The 645-nt window shown below is 48.2% G+C and carries 1 protein-coding gene; it reads right to left on the reverse strand.

Annotated elements, in window-relative coordinates:
* The coding region (locus RHEIN_RS17995) for a GTP-binding protein (RefSeq protein WP_008900408.1) at positions 1-645 on the reverse strand (645 nt) is incomplete at both ends.

The raw sequence follows: 645 nt of genomic DNA on the forward strand, positions 1-645 counted from the left end.
CACCAGTACAAGTAGTAGTCACTGTGTCTTTCAGACCAACGATTTCTACTGACTCACCTACTTTAACGATACCTTGCTCTACACGGCCTGTTACTACAGTACCACGACCAGCAATTGAGAATACGTCTTCGATTGGCATGATGAATGGCTTATCAATCGCACGTACTGGCTCTGGGATGTAAGAATCTAAAGCTGCTGCCAGCTCAAGGATTTTTGGTTCCCACGTTGCATCGCCTTCCAGACCTTTTAAAGCTGAACCACGGATTACCGGCAGGTCATCACCTGGGAAATCGTAGTCTGACAGAAGTTCACGAACTTCCATCTCCACCAGCTCTAACAGCTCTTCGTCGTCTACCATGTCACACTTGTTCATGAATACAACGATGAAAGGTACGCCTACCTGACGAGATAACAGGATGTGTTCACGAGTCTGTGGCATTGGGCCGTCAGTCGCTGCTACAACCAGGATTGCGCCGTCCATCTGAGCAGCACCTGTGATCATGTTTTTAACATAGTCAGCGTGGCCTGGGCAGTCTACGTGAGCGTAGTGACGAGTTGGTGTATCGTATTCAACGTGAGAAGTGTTGATCGTGATACCACGAGCTTTCTCTTCTGGCGCTTTGTCGATTTGATCGAAAGCGAATG

Source organism: Rheinheimera sp. A13L, from assembly GCF_000217935.1.
GTDB lineage: Bacteria > Pseudomonadota > Gammaproteobacteria > Enterobacterales > Alteromonadaceae > Pararheinheimera.